The sequence below is a fragment of the Streptomyces sp. NPDC005761 genome (assembly GCF_040630635.1).
Classification (GTDB): domain Bacteria; phylum Actinomycetota; class Actinomycetes; order Streptomycetales; family Streptomycetaceae; genus Streptomyces.
Genome location: NZ_JBEXXX010000001.1, coordinates 132,978 through 150,688, shown reverse-complemented (window position 1 = coordinate 150,688; position 17,711 = coordinate 132,978). Strand labels below are relative to the sequence as shown.

20 protein-coding genes are annotated in these 17,711 nt (G+C 72.0%); 14 read left to right on the top strand and 6 right to left on the bottom strand.

Going from position 1 to position 17,711, the window contains the following annotated elements:
- The 9 genes from ABZ434_RS00750 (at nucleotide 1) to ABZ434_RS00710 (ending at nucleotide 7,496) form a co-directional block, all read left to right on the top strand.
- Nucleotides 1-1,212 carry an ABC transporter ATP-binding protein gene (locus tag ABZ434_RS00750; protein ID WP_359131055.1) on the top strand — a complete coding sequence of 404 codons (1,212 nt, stop codon included), beginning with the start codon at nucleotides 1-3 and terminating at the stop codon, nucleotides 1,210-1,212.
- On the top strand, nucleotides 1,200-2,003 hold the full coding sequence (locus ABZ434_RS00745; protein ID WP_359131054.1) for an HAD family hydrolase: 804 nt from the start codon (nucleotides 1,200-1,202) through the stop codon (nucleotides 2,001-2,003). Before ABZ434_RS00750 ends, ABZ434_RS00745 begins: the two co-directional genes overlap by 13 nt.
- The gene (locus ABZ434_RS00740) at nucleotides 1,993-2,820 is read left to right on the top strand and encodes an HAD family hydrolase (protein WP_359131053.1); all 828 of its coding nucleotides are present in this window, start codon (nucleotides 1,993-1,995) and stop codon (nucleotides 2,818-2,820) included. Before ABZ434_RS00745 ends, ABZ434_RS00740 begins: the two co-directional genes overlap by 11 nt.
- A 28-nt stretch (nucleotides 2,821-2,848) precedes the next feature.
- Nucleotides 2,849-3,685: an inositol monophosphatase family protein gene (locus ABZ434_RS00735; RefSeq protein ID WP_359131052.1), complete on the top strand. Its 837-nt coding sequence runs from the start codon at nucleotides 2,849-2,851 to the stop codon at nucleotides 3,683-3,685.
- Nucleotides 3,682-4,494: an HAD-IIB family hydrolase gene (locus ABZ434_RS00730; protein ID WP_359131050.1), complete on the top strand. Its 813-nt coding sequence runs from the start codon at nucleotides 3,682-3,684 to the stop codon at nucleotides 4,492-4,494. Before ABZ434_RS00735 ends, ABZ434_RS00730 begins: the two co-directional genes overlap by 4 nt.
- A gap of 138 nt (nucleotides 4,495-4,632) precedes the next feature.
- Complete coding sequence (locus tag ABZ434_RS00725) at nucleotides 4,633-5,337, top strand: VanZ family protein (RefSeq protein ID WP_359131049.1); 705 nt, start codon at nucleotides 4,633-4,635, stop codon at nucleotides 5,335-5,337.
- A gap of 9 nt (nucleotides 5,338-5,346) precedes the next feature.
- Nucleotides 5,347-6,042 carry a response regulator transcription factor gene (locus ABZ434_RS00720; RefSeq protein WP_359131048.1) on the top strand — a complete coding sequence of 232 codons (696 nt, stop codon included), beginning with the start codon at nucleotides 5,347-5,349 and terminating at the stop codon, nucleotides 6,040-6,042.
- The gene (locus tag ABZ434_RS00715) at nucleotides 6,035-7,141 is read left to right on the top strand and encodes a HAMP domain-containing sensor histidine kinase (protein ID WP_359131047.1); all 1,107 of its coding nucleotides are present in this window, start codon (nucleotides 6,035-6,037) and stop codon (nucleotides 7,139-7,141) included. Before ABZ434_RS00720 ends, ABZ434_RS00715 begins: the two co-directional genes overlap by 8 nt.
- Nucleotides 7,134-7,496 (top strand): hypothetical protein, encoded by a 363-nt coding sequence (locus ABZ434_RS00710; RefSeq protein WP_359131046.1) that lies wholly within the window; start codon nucleotides 7,134-7,136, stop codon nucleotides 7,494-7,496. The genes ABZ434_RS00715 and ABZ434_RS00710 overlap by 8 nt, the downstream gene beginning before the upstream one ends.
- Before the next feature lie 131 nt (nucleotides 7,497-7,627).
- Here the strand turns inward: ABZ434_RS00710 and ABZ434_RS00705 are convergent, their stop codons facing one another.
- Nucleotides 7,628-8,212: a winged helix-turn-helix domain-containing protein gene (locus tag ABZ434_RS00705; RefSeq protein WP_359131045.1), complete on the bottom strand. Its 585-nt coding sequence runs from the start codon at nucleotides 8,210-8,212 to the stop codon at nucleotides 7,628-7,630.
- A gap of 72 nt (nucleotides 8,213-8,284) precedes the next feature.
- Between ABZ434_RS00705 and ABZ434_RS00700 the strand changes: the two genes are divergently transcribed.
- Both ABZ434_RS00700 and ABZ434_RS00695 read left to right on the top strand, forming a co-directional pair.
- Entirely contained in the window at nucleotides 8,285-8,863 is a 579-nt protein-coding gene (locus tag ABZ434_RS00700) for a dienelactone hydrolase family protein (protein ID WP_359131044.1), read from the top strand.
- Between the two features lie 75 nt (nucleotides 8,864-8,938).
- A complete protein-coding gene (locus ABZ434_RS00695; RefSeq protein WP_359131042.1) occupies nucleotides 8,939-9,394 on the top strand; it encodes a VOC family protein in 456 nt (151 codons plus the stop codon).
- Nucleotides 9,395-9,440: 46 nt separating this feature from the next.
- Here the strand turns inward: ABZ434_RS00695 and ABZ434_RS00690 are convergent, their stop codons facing one another.
- Entirely contained in the window at nucleotides 9,441-10,331 is an 891-nt protein-coding gene (locus ABZ434_RS00690) for a LysR family transcriptional regulator (protein WP_359131041.1), read from the bottom strand.
- Nucleotides 10,332-10,483: 152 nt separating this feature from the next.
- Here ABZ434_RS00690 and ABZ434_RS00685 point away from each other — a divergent pair, with 152 nt between their 5' ends.
- A complete protein-coding gene (locus ABZ434_RS00685) occupies nucleotides 10,484-11,689 on the top strand; it encodes an alpha/beta hydrolase (protein WP_359131040.1) in 1,206 nt (401 codons plus the stop codon).
- Nucleotides 11,690-11,893: 204 nt separating this feature from the next.
- Here ABZ434_RS00685 and ABZ434_RS00680 read toward each other — a convergent pair whose 3' ends face one another.
- The 3 genes from ABZ434_RS00680 to ABZ434_RS00670 form a co-directional block, all read right to left on the bottom strand.
- A complete protein-coding gene (locus tag ABZ434_RS00680) occupies nucleotides 11,894-13,096 on the bottom strand; it encodes a serine/threonine-protein kinase (RefSeq protein ID WP_359131406.1) in 1,203 nt (400 codons plus the stop codon).
- A gap of 58 nt (nucleotides 13,097-13,154) precedes the next feature.
- Nucleotides 13,155-13,769, bottom strand: coding sequence for a DUF4333 domain-containing protein (locus ABZ434_RS00675; RefSeq protein ID WP_359131039.1), 615 nt, complete (start codon nucleotides 13,767-13,769; stop codon nucleotides 13,155-13,157).
- A 296-nt stretch (nucleotides 13,770-14,065) separates the two neighbouring features.
- Entirely contained in the window at nucleotides 14,066-14,200 is a 135-nt protein-coding gene (locus ABZ434_RS00670) for a hypothetical protein (RefSeq protein ID WP_359131037.1), read from the bottom strand.
- Nucleotides 14,201-14,419: 219 nt separating this feature from the next.
- On the opposite strand from ABZ434_RS00670, the gene ABZ434_RS00665 reads away from it, so the two are divergent.
- Nucleotides 14,420-15,331 carry a helix-turn-helix domain-containing protein gene (locus ABZ434_RS00665; RefSeq protein WP_359131035.1) on the top strand — a complete coding sequence of 304 codons (912 nt, stop codon included), beginning with the start codon at nucleotides 14,420-14,422 and terminating at the stop codon, nucleotides 15,329-15,331.
- On the opposite strand, the gene ABZ434_RS00660 is transcribed toward ABZ434_RS00665, so the two are convergent.
- Complete coding sequence (locus tag ABZ434_RS00660; protein WP_359131034.1) at nucleotides 15,307-16,071, bottom strand: MerR family transcriptional regulator; 765 nt, start codon at nucleotides 16,069-16,071, stop codon at nucleotides 15,307-15,309. The genes ABZ434_RS00665 and ABZ434_RS00660 overlap by 25 nt on opposite strands.
- Before the next feature lie 129 nt (nucleotides 16,072-16,200).
- On the opposite strand from ABZ434_RS00660, the gene ABZ434_RS00655 reads away from it, so the two are divergent.
- Nucleotides 16,201-17,700, top strand: a complete 1,500-nt coding sequence (locus tag ABZ434_RS00655; protein WP_359131033.1) for a hypothetical protein — start codon at nucleotides 16,201-16,203, stop codon at nucleotides 17,698-17,700.
- Nucleotides 17,701-17,711 lie beyond the last annotated feature (11 nt).

The following is a 17,711-nucleotide window of genomic DNA, read 5'->3' as shown; positions in this document are numbered from 1 at the left end:
ATGCCCACCATTGCGCTCACCGCGGTGCGGAAGAGCTACGGCTCCAATCCCCCCGCCATCGACAATCTCGACCTGGAGATCCCCGACGGGTCCTTCACCTGCCTGCTCGGCCCGTCCGGCTGCGGAAAGACCACCACGCTCCGCATGATCGCGGGCCTGGAACACCTCGACTCGGGCTCCATCGAGGTCGGCGGGCGGGTCCGGGACAGTGTGGAGCAGGGCGTGTTCGTGCCACCCGAGGAACGCGGCATGGGGCTGGTCTTCCAGAACTACGCCCTGTGGCCGCACCTGACGGTGGCCCGGAACGTCGAGTTCGGCCTGCGGGTCCGCAAGGTCCGCGCCGCCGAGCGGGCCGAGCGCACCATGAAGGCCCTGAAGATGATGCAGATCGACTGGGCCGCCGACCGCTATCCCGCGCAGCTCTCCGGCGGCCAGCAGCAGCGCGTCTCCCTGGCGCGCATGCTCGTCATCAATCCCGAGGTGCTGCTCCTGGACGAGCCCTTGTCCAACCTCGACGCGCAACTGCGCCTGGAGATGCGGGCCGAGCTCAAGCGGCTGCACGACGAGACCGGCCACACCATCGTCTTCGTCACCCACGACCAGCTGGAGGCCATGACGATGGCCACCCACGTGGTCGTGATGAACAAGGGGGAGGTACAGCAGCTCGCACCTCCGCTGGAGGTCTACCACCGCCCGGCCAACACCTTCGTCGCCCAGTTCGTCGGCAGCCCCCCGATGAACCTCTTCGACGCCGGAACCGACGACGACGGCCCGTTCCGCGGCGCCGTCCACGACCGGATCGTCGCCGAACGCCCGGAGCTGAACGGCAGGTTGCGCACGGTCGGTGTCCGCCCGGAGGCGATACGGCTCTCCACCCGACCCCTGACCGGCGGCCCGGCACCGGACGGCGTCCTGCAGTTCGACGCCACCGTCACCACCGTACTGCCGACGGGCTCCAGCACCACGGTGTCGCTGGACGCGGCGGACACCGAGCTGTACCTGGTGTCCTTCCAGGCGGTGACCGCCCGGCCCGGCGAGACGGTCCACTGCTCCGTCGACCTCAGCGACCTGCACCTGTTCGACGGCGCCCAGGCCAGGCTCCCGGAGCCTTCGGCCGCCCCCGCGGCCCCCTCCGTTCCCGCGCCCTCCTCCACCCCCCGGCCTTCCGGCACCCGGCCCAGCAAGGAGAACACCGCACCGTGGACCAGCTGATCCGCCCCGCAGCACTGCTGCTCGACTTCGGTGGAGTCGTCGTCGCCACCACCAACCGCCCCTCCTGGCCGGAGGAACTGGCGACCGAACTGCACCACGACCTCGACGCCGCGGGCTGCCACGAGCTGAGCCACGACGACATCGTCAGCGACCTCAGGGCGGCGGCGGTCGCCGACTCGCACTGGAAGAACGCCATGTCCCGGCCGGCCGCGCCCGTCGAGATGACGGCCCACCGCTACTGGACGGAATTCGTCGCCGCCGACTGGCCGCCGGCCGCTCGCGCCTTCGTCACCGCCCACGCCCTGGTGCTGTGCCACCGGCAGGGCGAACTGCGCCAGGACCGCGAGACCCGCCCCGGCATGGGCGAACTCCTCGACGCCGCCGACCGGTTCGGCCTCCCGGTCGCCGTCGTCTCCAACGCGCTGAGCGGCTCCGTGCACCGTGACTACCTGCGGAACACCGGCCTGGACAAGCGTTTCGCCCTTCAGGTCTACAGCGACGAGGCGGGCGTCCGTAAGCCCAACCCCGAGATGATCCACCTCGCGGCACGGGCCCTGGACGTCCCCGCCGCCCGGACCTGGTACGTCGGTGACAACTTCGACCGCGACGTGCTGTGCGGGCGCCGGGCCGGGGTCGGGGCGAGCGTCCTGATGGAGGCCCGCGGTACGTACGAGCGCCCGTACGTCGTCCGGGTCGAGCCGGACGCCGTGGTCGCCGACCCGTACGGCCTCCGCGACCTGCTGATCGCCACGTTCGCGCAGCCGGGCCGGGGGGCGGACGATGCCGCGTGACCCCTGGGCGCGGACCGGCCGGCCCGGCGCCCCGCACCCTCCCCGTGCCCTGCTGCTGGACCACGGCGGTGTCCTGGCCCGGTCGGTGAAACACCCCGAGCGTCTTCCCGCGTTCGCCGACCACGTGCTCACCCTGGCCGGCGGCCTGACCGGCCTCGACCGCGGCCGCGTCCTCCACGACATCCGCGCCGGCCGGGCCGCGTACGGGAACTGGAAGAACGGCACCGCCCGCTCCACCGCCCCCCGCGAGGTCACCCACCGCGAGCTGTGGGCGGAGTTCATCGCGGCCGACTGGCCCGAACCGGCCCGCGCGGCCGTGAGCGCCGAGGCGACCGGGCTGTGCCGCGCCCTGGTCCTCGCCGAGAGCGACAGGGCTCACGACCCCGCCATGGTCCACGTCCTCCGCCTCTGCAAGGAGCACGGGATCCGCACGGGCGTGGTCAGCAACACCCTGTCCGGCGCGCTCAACCGCGAGATGGCGGTGGCCGGAGGCCTCGCGCCCTACCTCGGCGTGCAGGTCTACTCGGACGAGACCGGACACCGCAAGCCCGGCCCCCAGCTGATGCTGCTGGCCGCCCGGGCGCTGGGCACGGACCCTGCGGACTGCTGGTACGTGGGCGACAACTACGACCGCGACGTGGTGTGCGGGATACGGGCAGGCATCGGGCGCACGGTCCTGATGCGCCCCGAGGACCGCCTCGACCCCACCGCACACCCGCAGCCCGACGCGATCGTCCATGACGGCGAAGGACTCCTGGCCCTCCTCCGCTCCGCGCTGACCGGGCCCGACACGGCCGACCGAGGAGCACACGCGTGACCCACACCGCCGACCGAGGAGCACACGCATGAAACGCATGGACGAGACCGAGGAACTCTCCGCCCACCTGCGCACCGTGGCGGTGGAGGCCGCGCTCGCGGTCGCACCCGACCTGCGGGCAGCCTTCCGCGGCCGGATGGACGTGGAGTTCAAGCGCGACGAACACGACCCGGTGACCGAACACGACCGGCGGGCCGAGGAGCGCATCCGCCACGCCCTGCTCGGCAAGGTCCCCGACAGCACGGTCATCGGCGAGGAGGGCGGCCGCCGGGACGGCAGCGGCAGGATCTCCTGGTACGTCGACCCGATCGACGGCACCGCGAACTTCGCCCACGGCCTCGCGTTCTTCTGCACCGCGATCGGCGCCGTCATCGACGGCCGGCCGGTGGCCGCCGCCGTGGTCGACCCGATCGCGGGCCACGTCTTCTCCGCCGACCTCTCCGGCGCCCGCCTCGGCGACGACCCACTGATATCGGCCGGCACGACGGACGAGGCCCGCGCCCTCCTCATCACCGGCTTCCCCAACAGCAGGGAGCTCGCGTCCGGCGACCCCGAGTCCCCGGTACGGTTCGCCGGCCTCGTCTCCCGCTACGGCACCGTCCGCCGCACGGGCAGCGCCGCGCTCACCCTCGCCCATGTGGCCGCGGGCTGGTGCGACGCGGCCCTGGGCACGACCGTCAACGCGTGGGACATCTGCGCCGCCCACCTGATCGTCGAGCGGGCGGGCGGCACGTACCTGCCCTTCGGCGGCGACCCCGGCTGGGACCAGCCGTGCTACGTGGCGCACACGCGTGACCTGGAGCCCACCGCGCTACGGGAGTTCACGTCCTGGTACACCTCCCGGCTCGCCGGGACGGACCGATGACCGCGCACACCGGGCTCAGCCACGCCTGGATCGTCACCGACCTCGACGGCACCCTCGTCGACCGGGACCTCCGCCTCGTCCCCCGCAGCGTCGAGGCGCTGCGCCGCTACCGGGACCGCGGCGGCACGGTGTTCATCGCAACCGGCCGCAACGAGGAGTCCGCCACGCCGTACCACCGCGAACTCGGCCTGGACACCCCGATGATCCTCTACAACGGCGCCCGCATCACGGACCCCGGGACCGGCGCCCACCTCCTGGACCTGGACCTGGGCCCGGTCTGGCCCCACCTCCGGGACCTGGTCGTCCCCGCCCTCCCCGAGGGCGTGGGCGCGGTCGCCTTCAGCGGCGGCGACGCCCACATCCTGCGCCTCGCCCCCGCCTTGACGGACTACGCCCGCCGCGACCGCATCGCCCTGCTCCCCGCTCCTCCGGACCGCCCGCCCACCAAGGTGATGCTGATCTCCGACGGCCGGAACCCGGCCTCCCTCGCCGACCTGGTGACCCACCACTGCCCGCAAGCCCTGCTCGTCCAGTCGGAGGACACGTATCTGGAGGTGCTGCCGCCCGGCGCCGGCAAGGAGGCCGCACTACGGGAGCTGGCCGCCCACTACAGCATGGACACGACCCGGATCGCCGCCATCGGGGACAACCCCAACGACACCGGCATGATCGGCCTCGCGGGCCTGGGCGCGGCGGTCGGCGACGGCCACCCGCAGGTCCTGAAGGCCGCGGACATCGTGGTCGCGGCCTGCTCCGCGGGCGCGGTGGCCGACTTGGTGGGCCGCATCCTCGACGGGCCCCTGCCATGACGGGCTGAGCCCCGGTCGCCGGGGCGGCCGGGGCACGTCACTCGGGGCCCGCCGCCCCGCGGAGACGACCACCGCGTATCGCGGGCGTATCAGAATCCGCATACGCCCGCGCAACGGCAGCCCGTCTCCCATGGGTACATGAACCACAACGCCGCCCCACCCGTACCGCCCCGCCGCGTGCGCCGGTTCGTGCTCGTCGGACTGGCGGTGCTCGGCCTGGCGGGAGCCGGGTTCCTCATCCGGGGGCCGCTCATGATGGCCGCGCCGCGGTGCGCGGCGGGGCGGTGGCACGGCTGTTACGACACGTTCAACGGCATCGTGCTCATGACGCTGGTCGCGCTGCCGTTGTCCTTCCTCGTGGTGTGGGTGCTGGCACGGAGCCGGCGTACCGCCGACGGCACATCGCCGTGGCGGATGTCGCTGGCCGAGGTGGCCATGGTCCACGGGACGACGCCGTTCCTGTGGATGACCCTGATGCCGGGCGCGGCGCCCGGCGTGGCTCCCGCCCGGGTGAGCCTGGTGCCGCTGCGGGACCTGGTCACGATGGGGCCGCTGGGGATCACCGGCAATCTGCTGGTCTTCGCGTCGCTGGGCTTCTTCGCCCCGATGCGGTTCGCGGCCCTGGCATCCGTGCCGCGGGTCCTGGCGCTCGGGGCGGGCTGCTCGGCCCTGGTCGAGAGCGCGCAGTACGTCCTCCAGCTGGACCGGGTGTCCTCCGTGGACGACGTCCTGGTCAACGCCACCGGCGCCGTGCTGGCCGGGCTGGCGTCGCGCCGCTGGTGGCGTACGGAGGCGCAGGCGCCCACGGACCGGCCGCGCCCCGCAATGGCCGGCCGGTCGTAGGCTTCGCCCATGCGCGTACTGATCGTGGAGGACGAGCCCTATCTGGCCGAGGCCGTCCGTGACGGTCTGCGGCTGGAGGCGATAGCCGCCGACATCGCGGGCGACGGCGACTCCGCCCTGGCGCTGCTCGGCGTCAACTCCTACGACCTCGCGGTCCTCGACCGCGACATCCCCGGCCCCTCCGGCGACGAGGTCGCCCGGCACATCGTCGCCTCCGGCAGCAACATCCCGATCCTGATGCTGACCGCGGCCGACCGGATCGACGACAAGGCCTCCGGGTTCGGACTCGGCGCCGACGACTACCTCACCAAGCCGTTCGAGCTGCGCGAGCTGGTCCTGCGGCTGAGGGCGCTCGACCGCAGACGCGTGTACGCCCGCCCCCCGGTCCGCGAGATCGCGGGCCTGCGGCTCGACCCGTTCCGCCGGGAGGTCTTCCGCGACGGCCGGTACGTCGCGCTGACCCGTAAGCAGTTCGCCGTACTGGAGGTCCTCGTCGCCGCCGAGGGCGGCATCGTCAGCGCGGAGGAACTGCTGGAACGGGCCTGGGACGAGAACGCGGACCCCTTCACCAATGCCGTTCGCATCACCGTCTCCGCCCTGCGCAAACGGCTCGGCGAACCGTGGCTCATCGCCACGGTGCCCGGCGTCGGCTACCGGATCGACGCCGGCACGGCCACCGCCGCCCCCGGCAGCCCGCATGCGTAGAAGACCGGGGCTCAGCGTCCGGCTGAAGCTCGCCCTCAGCTACGCCGGATTCCTCGCCGTCGCCGGCGCTCTCCTGCTGGCCCTGGTCTGGGTCTACCTGCTGCGCTACGTGCCGGACAATGCCCAGGGCCTTCTCGGGGTCTCGCCCAACCGCTACCTCCTCATCCACATGTTCGCGCCGCCCGCGGCCATCGCGATGGCCGCCCTGCTCGTGTTCGGCCTCCTGGGCGGATGGCTCCTGGCCGGCCGGATGCTCGCCCCGCTCACGCTGATCACGGATGCGGCACGGCGGGCCGGGACCGGGTCGCTGTCACACCGGATCCGTATGGAGGGCCGTCAGGACGAGTTCCGTGAGCTGTCGGACACGTTCGACTCCATGCTCGGACAGCTCGAGTCCCACGTCGCCGAGCAACAACGGTTCGCCGCGAACGCCTCCCACGAACTGCGCACCCCGCTGGCGATCTCGCGCACCCTCCTCGACGTCGCCCGCAAGGACCCCACACGGGACCGGGACGCACTCATCGGCCGCCTGCACGAGGTGAACACCCGGGCGATCGACCTCACCGAGGCACTCCTGCTCCTCAGCCGCGGCGAAGGCTCCACCTTCACCAGGGAGAACGTCGACCTCTCCCTCCTCGCCGAGGAAGCCGCCGAGACACTGCTCCCCCTCGCCGAAGGCCGCCGGATCACCCTCGACGTCACCGGCTCCGCGGCCCGGACCGACGGCTCCGCGGAGCTCCTGCTCCGGATGGTGACGAACCTCGTCCAGAACGCCATCGTCCACAACGTCCCCAGCGGAGGCACGGTGACGGTCCGCACCGAGGCGCACGGCGACATGAGCGTGCTGCGGGTCGAGAACACGGGCCGCCCGCTCCCCCCTGAGCTCGTACCGACCCTGACCGAACCCTTCCGACGCGGAACCGAACGCGTACGCACCGACGAACACGCGGGCGTCGGCCTCGGCCTGGCCATCGTGAACAGCGTCGTCCGCGCCCACGCCGGAACGCTCGACCTCGCGCCCCGCCCCGCGGGCGGTCTCCTCGTCACGGTCCGGCTCCCCGGCGCCCGGCCCCGGACAGCTCGGAGCACACATGCGTAGCCGCCGCAGAGTCGGATGGTCCGGTACGGCACTCGCACCGGCCACGGCCCTTCTGACGGCCGCGCTGCTGGGAAGAGCGTGGAACGCCTGCGACGCCGGTGTGAACAGCTCGGCCAACAGCACGTTTCTCCTCGTGCTCTTCGTCCCCGTGCTCACGATCGTCCTGCTGGCCGTCTGGCTGAGTGCCGTGGCCCTCCTGGGCCGGCGCCCTCTGGTGGCCGCCGCTGCCGGCGCAGCGCTCGTACTCACCGCGTCCTGGGGCGCCGTCTCGCTCTTCCTGGGGGACGCCACCTACTACTGCCCCGACGGCGTGCCGCCGTGGTGGCCCGACGCCCTCCCCGCTCCTGGCTGGTAGGCCGCCATCGAGCCGATCCCGGGACGGCGACCGGACTGCACCGGACGGCACCTGATACCGGCTTCCCACCCGGCCGCGTCGGCCGAGGGGAAGGGCTGACCGGGTGGGCCGGAGGAAGCGGGCGTACGACGTCAGCCCTGTTCTCCGGTGTGCGACGCGGGCGGCAGGGTCGGGTAGTCGGGGATCGGATACACCCCGACGGCGAAGCCGTGGACCGTGTCACCGGTACGCGGCAGCTTGTCGAACTCGTGGATCATCTGCTCGATGCGCTCCCAGAACTCAGCCGCCTGTTCTTCGGAGATCCGGGCCCGCCGGATGAACTGACGCAGCCGCCCGAGCTCGTACGCCGCGGCTGACTCCCTCGCGGCCACCTCGAAGTCGTTGAAGTCGGGCGGCAGCGCTCCGCCGGACGCCTGCCGGCCGAGGCCGACGAAGAACATCCGCGCGGTACGGCCGTAGAAGCGCTCCTCGATCGCCCGGACCTTGCGGGTCCGCACCACGCGCAGCAGACCGGCCTTGGTCAGGACCGCGACATGATGCGCGACGGTGCTCTTCGGCCGCTTGACCGCGGCGGCGAGCTCGGTCACCGTCGCGGCGCGCTCGTGCAGCAGGCCGAGGATGGTGGTGCGCAGGGGGTCGCCGATGGCCCGCACCTGCTCGGCCGTGGTGAGCTCGATCGTTTCGTCGAGGTCGTAGTCGGGAGTATTGCTCGACATAATTCGATTAGACTAGCATCGCCGATTGTTCCAAACATTTGGATCGTTCAGCGAGATGAAGGCGGGCAGGCCATGGCCGAAGTTGTGCTGTTCCATCACGCTCAGGGGCTGACCCCCGGAGTCGAGGCTTTCGCGGCCGAACTCCGCCGGGCGGGCCACACCGTCCACGTCCCTGACCTCTACGAGGGGCACACCTTCGAGACCCTGGAGCAGGGCATCGGCTACGCGAGCAGGACGGGATTCGGCAACGTCATGGAGCGCGGGATCGCCGCTGCTCAGAAGCTCGGTGGCGACGTGGTCTACGCGGGCTTCTCCCTCGGGGTCATGCCGGCCCAGCGCCTGGCCCAGACCCGCGCCGGCGCCAGGGGCGCGCTGCTCATCGACGCCTGCCTGCCCGTGTCCGAATTCGGCGAGGCATGGCCGGCCGGCGTCCCGGTGCAGGTGCACGGGATGGACGGTGACCCGTTCTTCGCCGACGAGGGGGACCTCGACGCCGCCAGGGAGCTGACCGCCGCCACCGACCAGGCCGAGCTCTTCCTCTACTCGGGCAAGCATCACCTGTTCGCGGACTCCTCGCTGCCGGCCTACGACCGGGCCGCGGCGGAGCTGCTGACCGGGCGGGTCATCGAATTCCTGAACGGCCTGCGGTAGCCGGGCAGTCGCCGGCCCAGCCGGGCCCGCTGCGCAAGAGATCCGTCTGTCGGTCCTGCCTGGGATGCTCCGCGTATGGAGATGACCGTGCAGCTGACGATCGACTGTTCCGATCCGCAGAGAATGGTGAGTTTCTGGGCCGAGGCCCTGGGCTACGTCCCTGAGCCCCCGCCCGCAGGGCACGCCACGTGGCGTGCCTACTGGGCGGCGGCGGGAGTGCCCGAGGCGGAGTTGCCGGCCGGTGCCGGCGACGTCCCGGAGTCGATCATCGATCCCGCGGGACGTGGGCCGAGGGTGTGGTTCCAGCAGGTGCCGGAGCCGAAGGCCGCCAAGAACCGGTGGCACTTCGACCTGAAGGCCGGCGGGGGCCGCGACGTCCCGCTGGACGTTCGCGCACAGCGGGTCAACGCTACGGTGGAGCGGCTGGTCGAGGCCGGTGCCACCGTGCTGCGGATCAAGGACGAGCCGGAGACGGGGCTCTACGCGGCCGCCATGCAGGACCCCGAGGGCAACGAATTCGACGTCGTCTGAGGGAGGTTGCGCCGGTTCGGGGCAGGGCCCCCTGACAACCGTCTGCCTACTGCCCCGCCCGGCGGTCCGCGTCGGCGGCTGCCCCGGCGAAGGCACGAATGAGTGGCGTCTCGCTCGCGGTGCGCCACACGAAGGCCCACCGGCAGGGCGGCGCGTCCCGGATCGGAACGAAGGCCAGGCTCGGCCAGGTGTAGAACTCGGCCACCTCGCCCGTGACCCCGGCCGTCGCCTGGCCCGACGAGACGACGCTGAGGGTCTCCTGCCAGGTGGAGACCTTCGGGCCGCGACGGACCGGACGCCCGGAGGGCGTGTGCCAGGGATTGAAGATCTCCTCCATGGAGGACGGGATGGTCTGGCCTCCGACCACGGCGCAGTCGCCGAGATCCTCCAGGCAGATGGACTGCCGTGCCGCGTAGGGGTGTTCGGCGGACATCATCAGCAGCACCTCGGAGGCGCACGAGGTCGGGCTGACCGTCAGACCGGGTTCGTCGACCGGCAGCCACAGGTACGCCACGTCCACGTCGCCTGACCGCAGCAGGTCCAGCGGCGAGGCGGGCTGGATCTCGCGGTGCTGGAGAAGGGCGTTCGGGCAGCGGTCCCGGAACAGGTCGAGCGTGTCCTTGATCTGCACGGAGTACGGGCCGAGCGTGCCGAGGGTCAGCGTGCCGGACGCTCCCTCGGCTGCGGCCCGGGCCGTCGCGATCCCCTGCATGATCTGCCGGTGCCCGTCCTTGAGGGCCTTGTACAGGTCCTCACCGAGAGGAGAGAGACGCACGGCGCGGGTGGTCCGGTGGAACAGGGGGCCGCCGATGCGCCGCTCCTGCTTCTTGATCGACTGGCTGATGCGGGCCGGGCTGATGCCCAGCAGCTCGGCCGTACGACTGAAGTGCAGCTCTTCCGCCAACGTCAGGAAGATCTCGATCTCTCGCATCTCCATGCGCGCGCCCCGGATTCTTTATCTCAGAGTTAAAAGACGTTATCAGGACCGTCGTTGATGGAGCGCCCGCCCGGCGGGAAGACTGGGCGCACACACCTGAGCGCGTGAGACCCGATCGGCGCAATGCTCACCTGAGTTGACGGGGAACATCAATGGCCTTGCCGATGGGATACATGGCGTCGACGGCGCTCGTCGCCTGGTGCACGTTCTTCGCCGTCGTCGCACCGCGCCGGCCCCGGCCGCTGGCCCACATGAGCTTCCTGTTCGGCATGGTCCTCAACGAGGTGCCGTTCCTGGGCATCATCGTCCTGACCGCCTCCACGGCCCTGGCCGCCGCCCAGGGCGATCTGGGCTCGACGGGCGCCAGGGCGACGGTCGCGGTGGCAGCGGTCGCCGCCGCCGACCTGGCCGTATCCGCGTGGCGGGGACTGCACGCGGATGCGGCCGTGACGCGCGCACTCGACGAGGGGCTGGGGGCCGGCTGGCGGAACCGGGTGCGCGTACCGCTGCGCCGCCACCGGCCCTGGGTCCGCATCGTGCTGCTGCCCGGCTTCATGCGGCGGCGCGGCGTGAGGCGGATCCCCAACATCAGCTACGGGGAAGCCGGACGCCGGAATCTCCTCGACATCTACCGCCACCGCGACGCACCGCAGGACGCGCCGGTCCTCATCTACTTCCACGGTGGCCAGTACCGGAGCGGAGCGAAGAACCGCGAGGCCCGCCCGCTGCTGTACCACCTCGCCGCCCAGGGCTGGCTGTGCATCAGCGCCAACTACCGGCTGCGGCCCCAGACCACGTTCCCCGGCCACCAGATCGACGCCAAGAAGGTCATCGCCTGGGTCCGCGAGCACGGCTCCGAGTACGGCGCCGATCCGTCGAAGCTGTTCGTGGCGGGCAGCTCCGCCGGCGCCAACATGGCCTCCCTCTGCGCGCTCACCCCGAACGACCCGGCGTTCCAGCCCGGTTTCGAGTCGGCCGACACCTCGGTCACCGCCGCGATCTCCCTCTACGGGTACTACGGCCACTTCTTCGGCACCCCGCCGGACGAACCGCCGCCCCCGCCCCAGCCCCAGGGATACCTCCGCCCCGGCGGGGCGCCGCCGATCTTCGTCGCTCATGGCACCAAGGACGCGCTGGGGACCGTGGAGGGCGCCCGGAACTACGTCACCCAACTGCGCCGGGCCTCGGACAGTGCGGTGGTCTACGCCGAACTCCGCGGCGGGCAACACGCGTTCGACATCTTCCACTCCGCTCGCTTCGACGCGGTCGTGGACGGGGTCGAGGCATTCGCCGCGTGGGTCCTGGGAGCACGGCAGCACACGCAGGACCCTTCCCGCCAGGACCCCTCGGACCACTGATTCCACGCCGCATCACGGCGCTCCGGCCCCTGCGGCCCGTTGGCCGCGCCGCGCCCAGTTGACGCCGCAGGTGATCAAATCGTTGCCGCCCCACGTGCAATCGTCCAGCTCTCCGGCAGCTCGCCGAATGCCGCGACGGGCAGGCGGACATCCTGATCGCCTGCGATCCCGCGCACATGCGGTACGTGGCCGCGGCTCTCCGCGCTACCTGAAGTACTCCAGGATCAGCGGCAGGTCCTCCAGCCACTCCCGCAGCCGGGCCCGTTTCCGGGCGGCGATCACGCACGGGTAGGCGGCGCCGTTGCGCAGCCGGACCGTCACCCCGAGGTGTTTCGGGCTCGTGGCCGCGTACTCGACCGTGCTGATGTCCGCCCAGGCGAACCGCACTTCACCGAGCGGCGTTCCGAGCTGGACTCCCACGGCGTCGACCAGGACGAAGCTGTCCGCGCTGACCGCCATGAAGTCCAGGTCGGCCCGGGGGTCGGGCCCCACGTAGTTCGGCGGCCCGAAACCGACCGGCGCCTGCTGGAACGGGACGGCTGCGGCGGACGGCGCGTAGGAGGGCGGAGGCGGCGGTACCGCCACCGTCGGGGAGTACGTCGCTCCACCCGGCGCGAACAGGTCCAGCAACCGTTCCGGTGTGGGCCGTTCTCCGGGCTCCTTGGCCAGACAGGACGCCACGATCGGCCGCAGGCCGTCCGGCACCACGGCCAGGTCCGGCGCCTCGTGGACCGACCGGTACATCAGCCCCATCGGCGTACCCGCCCCGAACGCGGCTCCGCCCGCCGCCGCGACGAGCACGGCCCCGAGCGCGAACACATCCGCGGCGCCCCTGACCTCCAGCCCTTGCGCCTGCTCCGGCGCCAGGAACCCGGGCGTCCCGAAGGCCACCCCGGTGGCCGTCAGACGGGTCGATTCCAGCGCCCGCGCGATGCCGAAGTCCAGGACTCTCGGCCCGTCCGAGGCCATGATGATGTTCCCGGGCTTCAGGTCGCGGTGGACCAGCCCGCAACCGTGGATCGCCGCCAGCGCCTCCGCGAGCGCCGCGCCCAGCTGCCGCAGCCGTTCCTCGTCCATCGGCCCCTCGGCCTCGATCAGCGCACCGAGCGTCGGCCCCGGGATGTACGCCGTGGCCAGCCAGGGCGCCGCCGCTGCCGGGTCCGCGTCCACGACCGGCGCCGTGTGGAAGCCGCCCACGCTGCGGGCGGCCTCGACCTCGGCGCGGAACCGCTCCCGGAAGTGCGGGTCGGTCGCGAGCTCCGAGCGCGCCACCTTCACCGCCACCGCACGCCCGCCGCGCGAGCGCGCCAGGTAGACGACGCCCATCCCGCCGGCGCCCAACTCCCGTTCCACGGCGTACCCGCCGATATTCGCCGGCAAGCCCGCGCCGCCCGCCCCGTACTCCATGCGCTGCACGCCCCCCTGTGTTCCGGCGGCTCAGTATGACGCAGACATGGTGAAGGGATCAGCCGGTCGCGGTGTCGTCGACCTCGAAGTCCATGCTGACCTTGCCGTTGACGAGGGACTTCGCGGTGACCGTCACGCCGTACTGCTTGCCCTCCGATGCCAACTGGCAGCGGATGGTGGCACCCACCTCGGCCGGAAGGTTCTCGGGGCAGGAGAAGGCATCGGGCGCCTTGCCGACCTGGGCCGTCAGCGCGGCCTTGCCCTGACGGGCGACCTCTGCCTTGTCGACCGACCGGCCGCCGGTGCCGGCGCTCGCCGCGTCGGTCGGCTCCGCCGAGTTGCCCGCACCCGCGGCCTCGTCGACCTTGAAGTCCATGTCGACCTTGTCGCCGTCGACCGACTTCGCGGTGACCGTCATGCCCTGCTTCTCACCGCCGTCGGTGAGCTCACACCGTATGGTCGCGCCCACCTCGGCCTTGAGGTCGTCCTCGCAGGTGATGTCGTCGGGCTCCCGTCCGACCTGCTTGCCCAGGGCCGCCGAGGCCTGCTTCGCGACCTCGTCCTTCTTCACTTTCTTCGTGCCCACGCTCGCCGAGCAACCCGCCGCGACCGCCACCGTCAGCAAGGCCCCTGCCGCTCGCACGACGATCCGGCTTCCGGTGGACAGCTGCATGGGGTCTCCTAGGTCAAGAACGGTTCATGCCAAGCTACGCGACGCGCAAATTCACCGACCCGGTTCCCGGCTCCGGCCGACCTCCGCCCGCACCGCCTTCCCGACCACGCCCCACTTCGCCGCCGGTGCCTCGACCAGGCAGCTCCTACGAGTGGGCCGCCTGTGAACCGTCGAGATCCAGGTGATGCGGACCGACCGCGAAGAACACCCGGCCGTCGACGGCACGTTCACCCTGTTCACGCCCAGAGGACGGTCGCCGGCTGCTCGCACAGAGCTGTACGGCAATCCGAGGCCGGTCACAGAAGCGGCGTCGACGAGGCCCTGGCCGCCTGGTCCGCCTTCGCCGCCCACGCCTCCCGGGGCTGACCCGGATCGCACACCACCGGGTCGCGGGAATCCGCGATCCGGTCCGCCGCGTCGCGGGGGCCCACGACGTAAAGGCTTTCAAAGGCTCTTGGAGAGAACTGAATACCCACCCGACCCCACCGGCGTCCCCGTCACCCGCACGGGTGAGGTTCGCCAACTGGGCTGGATTTCGACCGGGTTGCCTGGCATATGCTCGCCGCACCAAATCAAGACTTCTGACGGCCCCCGCCGGGACACCAATCCCGAGGCGGGGGCCTGACCAACGAGGAAGAAGCACCTTCCTGATGGATGCCTCGCAGGTTATCGCGGCCCCCTACACCCCGCCACGCGGTGTACAGCATGTCAACATTCGTCACGCCGACCGCTTCACCGTCGTCGGCAACCACCTCAGCCAGCACCGCGAACTCTCGCTCGCCGCCCGAGGCCTGGCCGTGCACATCCAGTCGCTGCCGCCGGGCGCCAGGATCGGCATCAAGGCCCTAGCAGCCCGTCTGCCCTCCGACAGTGAGCACCGCATCGCGGGTGCCCTGCGGGAGCTGGAGCAGCACGGCTACCTCGAGCGGACGCGGGAGCGTTCGCCGGACGGGCGGATCTACACCCGCACCGTGTCGTACAACCACCCGGACCCCGCCGCACGCGGCAAGGCCCAATCGGTCACGCCACGCAAGCCCCGCCCGGCCCCGGCACCGCCCCCCACCCCGACCCCGGCGCCTCCCCCGGCGCCTCCCGCCGACCCCGCTCCCCTCCCCCGCGTCCCCGCGCCCACCGCCAGGAAGCCGCCGCGTCCGCCGCTTCCGCAGCCGCTGAATCCCCTGCCGCAGCTCCTCCGGGCCGCCGCGCTCCTCCTCGCCGGGCTGAAGCATCAGGATGCCGAACTCCGCCTGACCGACGCCCAGATCGCTTACCTCGCGCCCGGCGTCGCCGCCTGGTTCGAGCGGGACGCGTCGCCCGCCGACGTACGCAAGGCCCTGACGGAGGAACTGCCCCGGCCCGTGCGGTTCCCCGCGCAGTTGGTGCGGTACCGGCTCACCGATTCCCTGCCGTCCGGGCAGACCCTTCCCGCCGCCTACCGGCCCGTGCCGATGCAGAACTGCGACGGCTGCGACCGAGGGTTCAGGGCGCCCGAACCCGGCAGGTGCGACGACTGCGAGAGCGGCGCGCAGCACGGCGGTCAGCTCAGACGGGCCTCGGCGTAGGCCACCATCGCGTCACGCTGGTACGCGGCCAGGCCGTCGGCGATCCGGTCGAAATTGGCCCGCATGCGGGGATCGTCGACGTAGGTCCGGCCCAGGCCCACGTAGGCCTCCGCGTTCGGCGTCCAGAACCGGCAGATGCCCTGGTAGTGCGCATCCGTCTCCGCCTGCACCGCCGGGTCGTCGGGCGGTGTGCCCGCCACCATGAACTCCGCGAAGCGGATCATCTGCGCGGTCGCCTCGCGCTGCCACGCCTCCTGGTCCGCCTCCGTCATCGTCTCCCTGGACCGGCGGGCCTCCTCCCACGCCTGCGGCCAGCGCTCGCGCACTTCGGCGTCTTCCTCGGCGGTGTGCTCAAGGCCTTCGAACAGGTTCTCCGGCCTGCTGATCTTCGCCATGTCGTTGTCGCCCTTCCCTTCCTCCAGTTCGGCGATGGTCCGCTCGACGGTGCTGACGAGCGTGTCCAGCCGGTCACGCTCCTCGCACAGCCGCCTGTGGTGCTCACGCAGTGCGCTCACCGGGTCGGTGCGCTCGTCCAGCACGCGCCGGATCTCACGCAGCCCCAGGCCCAGCTCCCTCATCAGCAGAATCCGCTGCAGACGCAGCAGGTCGGCCTCTTCGTAGGAGCGGTGCCCATTGCTGCCGAATCCCGCAGGCGGCAGCAGGCCGATCTCGTCGTAGTGCCGCAGCGTCCGGGACGTCACCCCGGACATCCGCGCCACCTCCGCGATCGACCAGGCCATGGCCGCGCCTCCCTTCACCGGGCCGGTTCCTCCGGCCACACTCGACGGTAGGAGTTGACGCAACGGAAAGCGCAACCCGGACACGGCGACGGGCCGCTCCTGCGTGGAAGCGCGTGGGAGCATTCCGCCGTGACTCCTGAAGAGATATGGGAAGCCGCCGGGCCGGCCGAGCGCCTGTTGGCCGGTGTGGCGCGCAATCCGGCCGCGCCCGTCGACGTACTGCTGCGGATCCTCGCGGACGGGCCGGTAGCCGCGCGGATGGTGCTGGCCCGTGACCGGGTGCTGCCCGGTCCCGTGGTGGACGCGGTCGTGGCCCACCCCGACCCGCGCACACGCAGCTTCTTCGCCCGGAACCCGTACGCCGATCCGGAGCAGCGGGCACGGCTGGTGGACGATCCGGACCATCTCGTACGGGGGCATCTGTCCCGCGAGCCGCAGGCCGACGACGTGTGCATGCCGCGGCCGTTGCCGGACCGGACCATCGTGCGGATCATCGAGACGTACGAGGACGACCACCTGTGGGAGCTCAACCGGCTGGTCTCGCCCGGTCTGCAGCGTGCGATGACCACTCATCCCTCGGCGAAGGTCCGCTGCATGGGGATCGGCCGCCTGTCCTGGGAGTCCCTGACACCCGACGTCCGGGACGCCCTGCCGGCAGACCCGGACCCGGAGGTACGGAAGGCGGCCGAGGCGAGCAGGCGCCGCTACGAACGGCTCCGCGACCCCGACGCGGTGCGGGAGGACCTTCCCGCGCACCCCTGCCATACGCACACGCACCTGTTGATGTACGGAGCACTCGCCCCGGACGTCGTGGCAGCCTCCCTGCCACGGCACGCGTGGCTGATCGCCCGCAATGCCGGTGTTCCGCCGGAGACCGTGGCCCTGCTGGCCGCACACCCCGACCCCAAGGTGCGCACCCGCGTCGCCGCCCGGCCCGACCTGGTGCCTGCCGAGCGCCGCGCGCTCGCTGTGGACCCCGACCCCGGGGTGCGCCTCGCGCTCTCGGTGCATCCGGCGCTGAGTGAGGCGGAACGGGCCGCGATCGACTACGAGGTGACGCAGGACAGGTCGTACTGCCACAATCCGCCGTACGACCCGGAGTTGCTGCCCGACCCGGAGCAGGTCCGTGCACTCGCACTGTCCGCCCACCCGCTCCTGCGCCGACGGGCCGCTCGCGAGCCGCACCTCCCCGCCGACCTCGTCGCCCTTCTCGCGGACGACTCCGACCTCGGCGTCCGGGTCCTGCTCGGCCAGAACCATCCGGACGCCCCGGCCGCGCTGCTGCTCCGCTGCTTCCTGGAGTACACCGGCTGCGACCGTTGGCATCTGACCGGGCACGGCAACTTCCCCCGGACCGGGCTCGCCCGGTTCGCAGGCGACGAAGACCCCGCGGTCCGGCGGCTGGCCCTCCTCGACCCCGAAACTCCGGCCGGCACCGCCGACCGGCTCACCCGCGACCCCGACCCGCAGGTCCGCGCGGACGCGGCAGGCCACCCCCGACTGCCGCAGGACCGCATCACGGCACTCCTCGACGACCCCGAGCTCGGCCACCGGGCCGCGGCGAATCCGGCGCTGCCGGTCGCGACGATGTACGAGCTGACCGCCGCGGCCGGGCAGCAGGCACCTTAGGGCCTGAGGGC

What these genes read in the sequence shown, in the direction of transcription:
- ABZ434_RS00750 (WP_359131055.1), top strand. Translation starts at nt 1, where the DNA reads ATGCCCACCATTGCGCTCACCGCGGTGCGGAAGAGCTACGGCTCCAAT.
- ABZ434_RS00740 (WP_359131053.1), top strand. Translation starts at nt 1,993, where the DNA reads ATGCCGCGTGACCCCTGGGCGCGGACCGGCCGGCCCGGCGCCCCGCAC.
- ABZ434_RS00735 (WP_359131052.1), top strand. Translation starts at nt 2,849, where the DNA reads ATGAAACGCATGGACGAGACCGAGGAACTCTCCGCCCACCTGCGCACC.
- ABZ434_RS00730 (WP_359131050.1), top strand. Translation starts at nt 3,682, where the DNA reads ATGACCGCGCACACCGGGCTCAGCCACGCCTGGATCGTCACCGACCTC.
- ABZ434_RS00725 (WP_359131049.1), top strand. Translation starts at nt 4,633, where the DNA reads ATGAACCACAACGCCGCCCCACCCGTACCGCCCCGCCGCGTGCGCCGG.
- ABZ434_RS00720 (WP_359131048.1), top strand. Translation starts at nt 5,347, where the DNA reads ATGCGCGTACTGATCGTGGAGGACGAGCCCTATCTGGCCGAGGCCGTC.
- ABZ434_RS00715 (WP_359131047.1), top strand. Translation starts at nt 6,035, where the DNA reads ATGCGTAGAAGACCGGGGCTCAGCGTCCGGCTGAAGCTCGCCCTCAGC.
- ABZ434_RS00710 (WP_359131046.1), top strand. Translation starts at nt 7,134, where the DNA reads ATGCGTAGCCGCCGCAGAGTCGGATGGTCCGGTACGGCACTCGCACCG.
- ABZ434_RS00705 (WP_359131045.1), bottom strand. Translation starts at nt 8,212, where the DNA reads ATGTCGAGCAATACTCCCGACTACGACCTCGACGAAACGATCGAGCTC.
- ABZ434_RS00700 (WP_359131044.1), top strand. Translation starts at nt 8,285, where the DNA reads ATGGCCGAAGTTGTGCTGTTCCATCACGCTCAGGGGCTGACCCCCGGA.
- ABZ434_RS00695 (WP_359131042.1), top strand. Translation starts at nt 8,939, where the DNA reads ATGGAGATGACCGTGCAGCTGACGATCGACTGTTCCGATCCGCAGAGA.
- ABZ434_RS00690 (WP_359131041.1), bottom strand. Translation starts at nt 10,331, where the DNA reads ATGGAGATGCGAGAGATCGAGATCTTCCTGACGTTGGCGGAAGAGCTG.
- ABZ434_RS00685 (WP_359131040.1), top strand. Translation starts at nt 10,484, where the DNA reads ATGGCCTTGCCGATGGGATACATGGCGTCGACGGCGCTCGTCGCCTGG.
- ABZ434_RS00680 (WP_359131406.1), bottom strand. Translation starts at nt 13,096, where the DNA reads ATGGAGTACGGGGCGGGCGGCGCGGGCTTGCCGGCGAATATCGGCGGG.
- ABZ434_RS00675 (WP_359131039.1), bottom strand. Translation starts at nt 13,769, where the DNA reads ATGCAGCTGTCCACCGGAAGCCGGATCGTCGTGCGAGCGGCAGGGGCC.
- ABZ434_RS00665 (WP_359131035.1), top strand. Translation starts at nt 14,420, where the DNA reads ATGGATGCCTCGCAGGTTATCGCGGCCCCCTACACCCCGCCACGCGGT.
- ABZ434_RS00660 (WP_359131034.1), bottom strand. Translation starts at nt 16,071, where the DNA reads ATGGCCTGGTCGATCGCGGAGGTGGCGCGGATGTCCGGGGTGACGTCC.